Here is a 9,784-nt window from a genome sequence, read left to right on the forward strand (position 1 = left end):
TTAACTCACTTATGGTGGTATCCGTGCGCTGACTATATCAAACCTTGTACCATCTGCCTATGGGCTAAGCTAGTCTTTCTTGTGTAAAGCATAGCCTAAGTGGTCATTTTTTATCCAAATTCCGTATTTTTTAGGTCGCAGTAACTGTATGAATTCTACCCAACAATGGCAAAACGTGACGTGGTTTGAAGTGGACGAGCATCAAGCAGGGCAACGGATTGATAATTTTTTATTTAGCCGTTTAAAAGGTGTGCCTAAAAGTCGTATTTATCGTCTGATTCGTGAAGGTCAGGTTCGGGTCAATAAAAAGCGTATAAAAGCAGAAACTAAACTGTCGATTGGGGACCAAATTCGTGTGGCCCCGATTCGCTATGAACAAAAAGATGAAAATGCGGCGCCTGTTTCTGACAAAGTCGCACAGAGTTTGCTGAGCCGTGTGGTGTATGAAGATGAAGGCTTGATGGTTGTGAATAAGCCATCTGGAATTGCTGTACATGGCGGCAGTGGTGTGGCCTATGGTCTGATTGAAGGCTTACGTGCGGCAACAGGTAAAAAATATTTAGAACTGATTCATCGTATTGACCGTGATACCTCAGGTTTGGTGATGATTTCTAAAAAGCGTAGTGTATTAAAAAGCTTACAGGACATGCTACGTGAACACAAAATTAAGAAAACTTACGCCGCTGTCGTCAAAGGTGTGGTGAGTTTAGACAAGCAGTTAATTGATGCGCCTTTGCACCGCTATGAGTTGTCCAATGGCGAGCGTCGTGTACGTGTATCGAGTGAAGGTAAAGAGTCTAAGACGCAGTGGAATGTGGCTGAGCGCTTTATGCATGCAACCTTAGTCTATGCCTCGCCACTTTCAGGGCGTACCCATCAAATTCGTGTGCATGGTTTAAGTATCGGTCATCCATTGGTTGGGGATGATAAATATGGTCATGAAACAGAATACAAGGGACCGAAACCACGTCGTTTATGTTTACATGCGATGCGTTTAGACATCCCAGGTTATGAGACGATTGAAGCGCCGTTGCCTGAAGATATGCAGAGTATTGTGGCGCAGTTAAGAGCACAGAAGAAGGATTAAGCCTTTTCCACTTCATTGTAGGAGCGTTGGTAAAGACATGACTTTTGTTGGTTGTGATTAATTTAAAATGATGTTGTATTGGTCATCTTTAATTTTCAAAAGATGAAAAGTAGCAACAGTCTTTTGTTGAGCTGATTGAACGTCCTAAACGCGCTTTAAGCACTGCTTTAAAGCGAAGTGCAAATCAGCTCAACGGCGACACTTCTGTTGCCATCGTTAGCAAATGCATCGTGTAAATTGTTTTCATAAAAGTAAATATTGGAACCCCAGCATGAATAAACCTGTAGAACTGATTATCTTTGATTGGGATGGCACATTATTTGATTCAGTGGGGCAGATTGTGGCGAGTTTACAATTTGCAGCACAGCAATTTTCACAACCGCTCACCCGTGAAGATGCCAAAAGCATTATCGGTTTAGGCTTGCCAGAGGTTGCACAGCGTTTATTCCCTCAAGTGCCTGAGTTACATACTGAAATTTTGCAATGCTATGCAGAACATTATGTAGCGAACTCAAAAACTGATGTCTGGTTTGATGGTGTTGCAGACATGCTGAATGGCTTACGTGAAGCGGGGTTATTGTTGGCGGTGGCAACGGGTAAAAGCCGTAAAGGCTTAGACCGAGTGTTGGCACAGACTCAGAGTCAATCGTTATTTGTGGCAACCCGTGCTGCCAGTGAAACCAAGTCCAAACCACATCCTTTGATGTTAGAAGAAATCTTAACTGAAACGGGTGTGTCCGCTGAACGCGCGATTATGGTCGGTGATACCAGTTATGACTTGGAGATGGCACGTAATATTGCTATGCCGAGAATTGGGGTGAGCTATGGTGTGCATACACCTGAAACCTTAAGACAATATCAGCCTTTGACGATTGTAGATGATGTAGCCAGTTTGGATCATTTTTTAAGACAGCAGTTGAAGGCTTTCGATGTGGCGTAAGCAAAGTTGATCATTTTTCAAGGCGTATAAGGATATATGCCTAAACTTAATTTTGAAGAACAAGAAATACGCTATGAGTCGTTCTATTCGATTACTTCATTTGTTACAGCATCTGCGGGAACAGCGTTATCCTGTTACAGCCCAATGTTTGGCTGAGCACTTGCAAATCAGTGTGCGAAGTGTGTATCGGGATATCGAAAGTTTACGTGATCAAGGGGTCAATATTGAGGGAAGTGCAGGTTTAGGATTTCAATTGAAAGAAAACTTTCTCCTGCCGCCAATGAGTTTAGATGAGTCAGAAATTGAAGCGATGTATCTGGCATTACAATGGGCTAAATCCATCCCTGATCATGCATTACAGCAGGCTTCACATTCAGTATTAAGTAAATTAAAAGCAGTATTGCCACAAAGAAAACAAGAATTTTTAAATGATACTTATCTAAAATCAATTCATTCATGGATTGAGGTTGATCAAACCATTGTGGAACAAGTTCGTGTTGCAATTCGCTTACAGACTAAAATTCAGATTGATTATGTTGATGAGCATAAACAGATTTCGCATAGGCAATTATGGCCTTTTGCATTGGGGTATTTTAACGACAAAATGTTGTTGGCTGCATGGTGTGAATTGCGAGAAGACTTTAGAAACTTTCGTTTAGATCGGATTCAAACACTCATATTCACAGAGCAAATTTATCCCCAATTTAAACGCCATTTATTTGAACAATGGTGTCAAAAAGAATTTTCAAATTCAGGACAATCGGCAAACACTGCTGACAAAAACTGACACAACTCAGTTCTATTCTAAAAAAACAATAAACACAGAGGATAGAACAATGGCTTTAACTTTATATACCAATACGCAATCTCGTGGCGTTGTGGTGGACTGGCTTATTCTTGATTTGGGGATTGAGGTCGAGCGTATAGAAGTTGCCTATGGCGCAGAAATGAAATCAGCCGAATTTTTAAAACTCAACCCTTTTGGTAAAGTGCCTGTTTTGGTGGATGGTGATGTGGTGATTTACGAGTTGGATGCCATTTGTGCATATCTAGCAGATCAATTTTCTGAAAAAGGTTTGGCTCCCGCACTGGATGATCCGAAAAGAGGTTTATATTATCGTTGGTTGTTTTTTGGTGCAGGCCCGTTTGCAGCAGCCTCCGACAATCAACATTTAAAAGTACTAGTTTCGCCAGAACAGAAGATGTTTATGGGGTATGGCGATTATCAGGATACGTATCAAGCGTTGATTCAAGGCTTGGAGCAAGCCAGCCCGTATCTATGCGGTTCGCAGTTTACAGCAGCCGATATCAGTTTAGGAGCAATGATCATGTGGCAATTAAAAATGAATTTATTAAAGCCACATCCAGCAATTGAGCGCTATGTATTGGCTATTCAACAACGTGAAAGTTTCAAGAACCATCCTGCTTTATTTGCAGCATAAAATCATTTAACTAGAAAAACCTCTTTGATAAGAGGTTTTTTTAGTTATAGATTTCTTCAAATAGGTTTCTCACGTATCGTTTTTTAGTCGTAGATGAAAAAATTTGATTGAAATATACATAGCGAAATTATGGGTGATTTTGTCGTTTTTCGTTTTGATTTTTCTATGCTGTTTATTTTGATGGCTAAAATAGAAAAGATTTATAGGTTCTAACTATTGTAAAAAATAAAATAAGTATTGGCGTAAAACCCGCAATTTTCCGATGCTTGAGTGGTCTAAAACATACTCGTTTTGAGTGGTCTTAGGGATAAGCCATCAGGTTCTTCTTCAAGTATATGCTCGCTTCATTTTGAACATCTCTGTCTTTCCCTTGCTCGATAAAACAGTATTTTGTCTCTATTTTGCAGTTTAAGGAAAGTTAGATGTCGAATTCTGCTGTTGTTGAATCTGTTGCGCAGGCTTTACGCAATGCCGAATTATCAAAAACTGCGATTGCACCTATACGTCCGCAATTAGGTGCGGAACAGGCAGATGTCGATATTGCGTATGCGGTTCAGGAAGTGAATACCCAACGTGCCTTACAAGAAGGGCGCCGCTTGGTAGGACGTAAAATTGGTTTGACCTCTAAAGTAGTGCAGGCGCAACTAGGGGTTGATCAGCCCGATTTCGGCATGCTGTTTGCCGATATGGCTTATGGCGATGGTGAAGCCATTCCTGCAAGTTTATTGATTCAGCCTAAAGTAGAAGCAGAAATCGCGTTAGTGATTAACAAAGACTTAACTCAAGAAAAACATAGCTATGCAGACATTATTAGTGCCACAGCCTATGCCTTGCCTGCAATTGAAGTGGTGGATAGTCGCATTGAGAACTGGAAAATTTCATTGATTGATACCGTGGCAGACAATGCGTCTTCTGCGGCATTTGTTTTGGGTTCACGCCCCGTGAAATTGGATCAGCTTGACTTAGTCAACTGCAAAATGACCATGACCCGTGGCGATGAGGTAGTTTCGCAAGGCATTGGTAAAGCCTGTTTAGCCAATCCTTTAAATGCTGCGGTTTGGCTTGCCGATGAGATGGTACGTCGTGGTCGTCCATTGCTGGCTGGTGACATTATTTTAACGGGTGCTTTGGGGCCAATGGTGATTGCCCAAGCAGGGGATGAATTTAAAGTTGAAATTGAAGGCTTTGGTTCAGTAGTCGCTGCGTTTGCTGCGGAATAAATTGGATTTTTGAGAGAGTAGATGCATGAAAAAGATTAAATGTGCATTAATCGGTCCGGGAAATATCGGAACAGATTTATTGTATAAGTTGCAGCGTAGCGAATTCCTTGAGCCAGTATGGATGGTCGGGATTGACCCAAGTTCAGAAGGTTTAACCCGCGCAGCGAATATGGGTCTAAAAACCACAGCAGAAGGTGTAGACGGATTACTGCCACATGTAGTTGCGGATGAAATTCAAATTGCCTTTGATGCGACCTCGGCTTATGTGCATGCGGAAAATAGCCGTAAGTTGAACGAATTAGGTGTGCAGATGATTGACCTGACACCTGCTGCGATTGGCCCGTTTTGTGTGCCACCTGTCAACCTTCAAGAACTCTTGGATGCAGGTGAGTTGCCGAATGTGAACATGGTGACCTGTGGTGGACAAGCGACCATTCCTATGGTGGCTGCCATTTCTCGCGTACAAGCGGTGAGTTATGGGGAAATTATTGCGACCGTTTCGACCAAGTCGGTTGGCCCGGGTACACGTAAAAACATTGATGAATTTACCCGTACCACGGCTGGCGCGATTGAGAAAGTCGGCGGTGCAAAACAAGGTAAAGCCATCATCATTATCAACCCAGCCGAGCCACCACTCATGATGCGCGATACGGTGCATTGTTTAGTTGAAGGTGAACCTGATCAAGTGGCCATTACGGCATCTGTTCAAGCCATGATTACCGAAGTACAAAAATATGTACCTGGTTATAAACTGGTGAATGGCCCAGTATTTGATGGCAACCGCGTGTCGATATTCCTTGAAGTAGAAGGCTTGGGTGATTTCTTGCCGAAGTACGCAGGGAATTTGGACATTATGACTGCGGCAGCTGCGCGCACTGCGGAAATGTTTGCGGAACGTTTATTGGCTATGGCTGAAGTATAAGGAGCAACCCATGTCTAAGATTATTGTGCATGATATGACTTTGCGTGATGGTATGCATCCACAGCGCCATCAAACCACTGTTGAGCAAATGATTGCAATTTCCACTGCATTGGATGATGCAGGTGTACCGCTGATTGAAGTGACGCATGGTGATGGCTTAGGTGGTTCATCCGTGAACTATGGTTTCGCTGCGACAACGGATGAAGAATACTTATCTGCTGTTGTTCCGCGTATGAAAAATGCCAAAGTGTCAGCCTTGCTGTTACCCGGCATTGGTACGGTCGATCACTTAAAAATGGCGCATGAAATTGGTGTTTCTACTATTCGTGTAGCAACCCACTGTACCGAAGCCGATTGTTCAGAACAGCATATTACTGCGGCACGTCAGTTGGGGATGGATACTGTGGGTTTCTTGATGTTGGCACACATGGCATCGCCTGTTCAATTGCTTGAAGAAGCGAAAAAGATGGTGTCTTATGGCGCGAACTGTATTTATGTGACTGATTCAGCAGGTTATATGCTGCCACAAGATGTCACAGACCGTGTCGGTTTACTGCGTCAAGAATTGGACAGCAGTATTGAACTGGGTTTCCACGGGCATCATAACTTGGGTATGGGGGTGGCAAATACTGTAGCTGCGGTTGATGCAGGTGCAATTCGTGTCGACTTGGCGTCTGCGGGTTTAGGTGCTGGTGCAGGTAATACTCCATTAGAATTGTTCATTGCGGTGGCAAACCGTATGGGACTAGAAACGGGCGTGGATCTGTTTAAAGTACAGGATGTGGCAGAGGATTTGGTGATTCCAATGATGTTGAACCCAATTCGAGCGGACCGTGATGCGGCGACTTTGGGTTATGCAGGGGTGTATTCATCGTTCTTACTCTTTGCAAAGCGTGCAGAAGCCAAATATGGTGTGTCAGCGCGTGAGATTTTATTGGAATTAGGCCGTCGTGGTACGGTCGGTGGTCAGGAAGACATGATTGAAGATTTGGCTTTGACCATGTCGAAAGCGAAGACTGCTTTGGTTTAATCTGATCAATATGTATTTGAAAGGCGTCCTTTGGGACGCTTTTTGTTTTTTGGAATTTAGAAATTATTCGGGGGAATGTCATCAGCAACCTGCGTGATATTTGAAATAGACTGTTTTTGCAATAGCAGTATTTAAATGTATCTGGTGAACAGGTTTTGCTGATGACAAATGTTCTTGGTTCTTTTGGCATAACAAAAGAACGAGATGAGCTCCGAAAAATGGATTTAAAGCGGTAAGACTCCGTAGTGACTAGCTTTAAAAGAAGAAGGCAGTGTTTAAAATATAGTTATTATTACAAAGTGATTTTTTATTTTATATCTCATTTAAAAAGTTAGACTTTTCTCATTTCTAGTTGCACACCCATCCAGCTTTAAAGCTATTCAACTTCATCATGCACATATAGAAAATTTCTGTGATATGAGCGCTTTTTCTTATAACGTTACGCTGAAATAAAAAAACTGACTCGAAAAACTTAAACAAAAAAACACTTAATTATTCAAACTATTTAGAAAAGAAAGTAGTTTAAAGCGAGAAAGGTTGGAGAGGCTCCATCTTTCATCATAACTTGCGAAATTAGGTTAAAAGTGAGTTATTGTAATTTTATCTAAATGAAAAAAGAGCGGTGTCCAGCTTGGTATTTATAGTCGGTGATGTGGCATTTTCTTAAGACTGTGGTCGGATTTTTTCTGTTCAATGAGTTCCGCATGATGACGTTATAGCTTAATGTGATTATTGGAATATATCTCATGCGTCGTCAAACTTTATGGACAGCCATCTGTGTCGCAGCTGCGGCATTAGGTACAACTGCAACGAATGCAGACTTTATCGACGATAGTCAAGTCCAGTTAAAATTCAGAAATTTTTATTTAGACCGCCAGTATGAAACCCTGCCACAAAATAATTGGGGCAGTTGGTCGCAGGCCATCAGCTTAGATGCCAAATCTGGTTATGCTCAAATTGGTGCATTGCAAGTCGGTGCGGATGTTTTGGTACAACATGCTTTTCGTTTAAATGGGCGTGATAAAAATGCCGATTGGGTACTTCCACATAATGGACAGGAACAAGCCCGTGATTTTGGCAAAGTCGGTGCCACTTTAAAAGCCAAAGTATCGCAAACGGAATTAAAAGTCGGTGAGCTGCTACCTGTTTCCCCAGTTTTAGTATTTGATCCATCACGTCAGCTGCTGACCACCTATCGCGGGGCATGGTTGGAGTCTAAAGAGCTGAAAGATACCAAACTGAGTTTGGCGTATATTGATGGGATTAATGCACGTTATGACAATCAGTTTCAGGACTTAAGTTTATTTCCGAACAATAATCCAAATACCGCTAAAACAGCGGATGGCATGTACATCGCGGGGATTGATCATCAGTTTAATCCAGAGTTTGGAGCAAGCTATTGGTATGCCGATGTCAAAGACATTTATCAACAGCATTATGCAGGAATCAATTATAACACCACGCTGGGGACGAATACGAAGCTGACCAGCCATGTTCGTTATTTTGATAATTCTGAGTCAGGTGATAAGTTGTATAGCGAAATTGACAACCAAGCCTTGTCGATGGGCGCTAAATTCAGTCATGGGTCACACAGTGTAGGTTTGGGCTATCAACAAATGTTTGGCGATAACAGCTTCCCAACCTTGGCAGGATGGGTACCACAGCCATATCTGGTGAATTGGTCCGTGGCAACCTTTACCAATGCCAAAGAGAAATCATGGAATATCTCTTATGGCTATGACTTTGCTGAATTGGGGTTAAAAGGTTTGAATGCCAATGCAATTTATTTTGCTGGTTTTGATGCGACAGCAGGCGGTAAAACCGATCAGGACGAACAAGAATTGAATCTGATTGTGAATTACACCGTACCTGAAGGCAAATTCAAAGGTCTAGGGATTCAAGCCATGTATATTGACACAGACTATGATTGGAAAAGCGATTTAAAAGAATATCGTGTTGCTACGACCTATAGCTATAAATTTTAAGTATTGAACTGAAAGCGGGCGATTTGGGCACAAGTCGCCCTTTGTTGAATCACCTTCAAATCATAAACAGATTTTCTGATTTTAATAAAAATATTGTTTTAAAACATTTATTTAAATAATCGTTTTTTTGTAGTGTCTGATCGAAAACAAGTATCAGTGGAGTCGTTTTGAACAGGTAAGATGGAACAGTAAAACTGTCGAAATGAATGAATTGACCTGTCCTGAACACAGAACATCAGACGGGTCTTAGGCTGTACGAGGAGTAAGTATGAGCACGGTCCAAATCCCCAATTACACCACCGACCCATTCTTTGGCTTGGAAGATAAATGGATTGAAACAGCGGAAGGTGAGTTAACCCATTATCATGAAGTGGGTGAGGGTACACCAATTTTATTTTTACACGGCTCTGGAACAGGTGTTTCGGCAGCAGCGAACTGGTGGTTAAATTTACCACAGATTGCGGAGCAAGCCCGTTGTATTGCTATTGACTCAATTGGCTATGGTCAAACAGTGGTGGCTGATGGTACGGTTTATGGCATTCGCGCATGGGTCGATCATGCGGTGCGTACACTGGATGCTTTAGGCATTGAAAAAACTTGGTTGGTGGGCAATTCACTGGGTGGGTGGTTAGCTTTTCAAATGGTGCTCGATTATCCAGAACGTGTCTTGGGTATTGTGTCGATGGGGACAGGCGGAGCCAAACAAACTGCTGCGCTGAAAGCCCATGCTAATCCTGTTTTGACCGAAGAAGGCATCAAAAATACTTTGTCGATGTTTGTGGTGGATAAGCGCTTAATTACCGATGAGTTGGTCAAAGTTCGTTATGAAGCAGCCAAGAATGACTATGCCTCAGACCGTTTAATGGATGTGGTAGGCGCACGTGACCGTGATCGTTTTGAGTTCCCACTCGATTTTGAAAAAATGAAGGACATCCAAGTGCCTGTATTGCTGATTCATGGTGTCCAGGATGTGGTGATTCCTGTATCTCGTACATGGGATATTTTAAATACGGTTCCATTTGCGGATGCCCACATTTTCAGTCAGTGTGGACATTGGTCACAGGTGGAAAAAGCTGAAGAATTTAATACGGTGATTAAAGATTATTTAAGTGCACGTGGTGTGAAATAAGCGATTGAATTGAAAAAGGATGGTTGAAC

9 protein-coding genes are annotated in these 9,784 nt (G+C 42.2%); all 9 read left to right on the forward strand.

The window, feature by feature from the left end:
* The first annotated feature begins 148 nt into the window (after nt 1-148).
* The 9 genes from DPG01_RS04300 to DPG01_RS04340 all read left to right on the forward strand — a co-directional run bounded on the left by DPG01_RS04300 (nt 149) and on the right by DPG01_RS04340 (nt 9,755).
* On the forward strand, nt 149-1,087 hold the full coding sequence (locus DPG01_RS04300; protein ID WP_086209627.1) for an RluA family pseudouridine synthase: 939 nt from the start codon (nt 149-151) through the stop codon (nt 1,085-1,087).
* Between the two features lie 271 nt (nt 1,088-1,358).
* Nucleotides 1,359-2,027: an HAD-IA family hydrolase gene (locus DPG01_RS04305; RefSeq protein WP_086209626.1), complete on the forward strand. Its 669-nt coding sequence runs from the start codon at nt 1,359-1,361 to the stop codon at nt 2,025-2,027.
* A 73-nt stretch (nt 2,028-2,100) separates the two neighbouring features.
* Nucleotides 2,101-2,814 carry a helix-turn-helix transcriptional regulator gene (locus DPG01_RS04310; RefSeq protein ID WP_086209625.1) on the forward strand — a complete coding sequence of 238 codons (714 nt, stop codon included), beginning with the start codon at nt 2,101-2,103 and terminating at the stop codon, nt 2,812-2,814.
* Nucleotides 2,815-2,863: 49 nt separating this feature from the next.
* Nucleotides 2,864-3,469 carry a glutathione S-transferase family protein gene (locus DPG01_RS04315; RefSeq protein ID WP_110974296.1) on the forward strand — a complete coding sequence of 202 codons (606 nt, stop codon included), beginning with the start codon at nt 2,864-2,866 and terminating at the stop codon, nt 3,467-3,469.
* 422 nt (nt 3,470-3,891) lie between these two features.
* The gene (locus DPG01_RS04320; protein WP_110974297.1) at nt 3,892-4,689 is read left to right on the forward strand and encodes a 2-keto-4-pentenoate hydratase; all 798 of its coding nucleotides are present in this window, start codon (nt 3,892-3,894) and stop codon (nt 4,687-4,689) included.
* A gap of 25 nt (nt 4,690-4,714) precedes the next feature.
* On the forward strand, nt 4,715-5,611 hold the full coding sequence (locus DPG01_RS04325) for an acetaldehyde dehydrogenase (acetylating) (protein ID WP_086209622.1): 897 nt from the start codon (nt 4,715-4,717) through the stop codon (nt 5,609-5,611).
* A 10-nt stretch (nt 5,612-5,621) separates the two neighbouring features.
* Entirely contained in the window at nt 5,622-6,641 is a 1,020-nt protein-coding gene (gene dmpG / locus DPG01_RS04330; RefSeq protein WP_110974298.1) for a 4-hydroxy-2-oxovalerate aldolase, read from the forward strand.
* A 746-nt stretch (nt 6,642-7,387) separates the two neighbouring features.
* Nucleotides 7,388-8,626 (forward strand): OprD family outer membrane porin, encoded by a 1,239-nt coding sequence (locus tag DPG01_RS04335; protein ID WP_110974299.1) that lies wholly within the window; start codon nt 7,388-7,390, stop codon nt 8,624-8,626.
* A gap of 268 nt (nt 8,627-8,894) precedes the next feature.
* Nucleotides 8,895-9,755: an alpha/beta fold hydrolase gene (locus DPG01_RS04340; RefSeq protein ID WP_110974300.1), complete on the forward strand. Its 861-nt coding sequence runs from the start codon at nt 8,895-8,897 to the stop codon at nt 9,753-9,755.
* Nucleotides 9,756-9,784 lie beyond the last annotated feature (29 nt).

Source organism: Acinetobacter sp. WCHAc060042 (genome assembly GCF_003231195.1).
Taxonomy (GTDB): Bacteria; Pseudomonadota; Gammaproteobacteria; order Pseudomonadales; family Moraxellaceae; genus Acinetobacter.

Coding starts and splice junctions, on each gene's coding strand:
- DPG01_RS04340 (WP_110974300.1), top strand. CDS start 8,895: ATGAGCACGGTCCAAATCCCCAATTACACCACCGACCCATTCTTTGGC.
- DPG01_RS04310 (WP_086209625.1), top strand. CDS start 2,101: ATGAGTCGTTCTATTCGATTACTTCATTTGTTACAGCATCTGCGGGAA.
- DPG01_RS04305 (WP_086209626.1), top strand. CDS start 1,359: ATGAATAAACCTGTAGAACTGATTATCTTTGATTGGGATGGCACATTA.
- DPG01_RS04335 (WP_110974299.1), top strand. CDS start 7,388: ATGCGTCGTCAAACTTTATGGACAGCCATCTGTGTCGCAGCTGCGGCA.
- DPG01_RS04320 (WP_110974297.1), top strand. CDS start 3,892: ATGTCGAATTCTGCTGTTGTTGAATCTGTTGCGCAGGCTTTACGCAAT.
- DPG01_RS04325 (WP_086209622.1), top strand. CDS start 4,715: ATGAAAAAGATTAAATGTGCATTAATCGGTCCGGGAAATATCGGAACA.
- DPG01_RS04300 (WP_086209627.1), top strand. CDS start 149: ATGAATTCTACCCAACAATGGCAAAACGTGACGTGGTTTGAAGTGGAC.
- DPG01_RS04315 (WP_110974296.1), top strand. CDS start 2,864: ATGGCTTTAACTTTATATACCAATACGCAATCTCGTGGCGTTGTGGTG.
- dmpG (WP_110974298.1), top strand. CDS start 5,622: ATGTCTAAGATTATTGTGCATGATATGACTTTGCGTGATGGTATGCAT.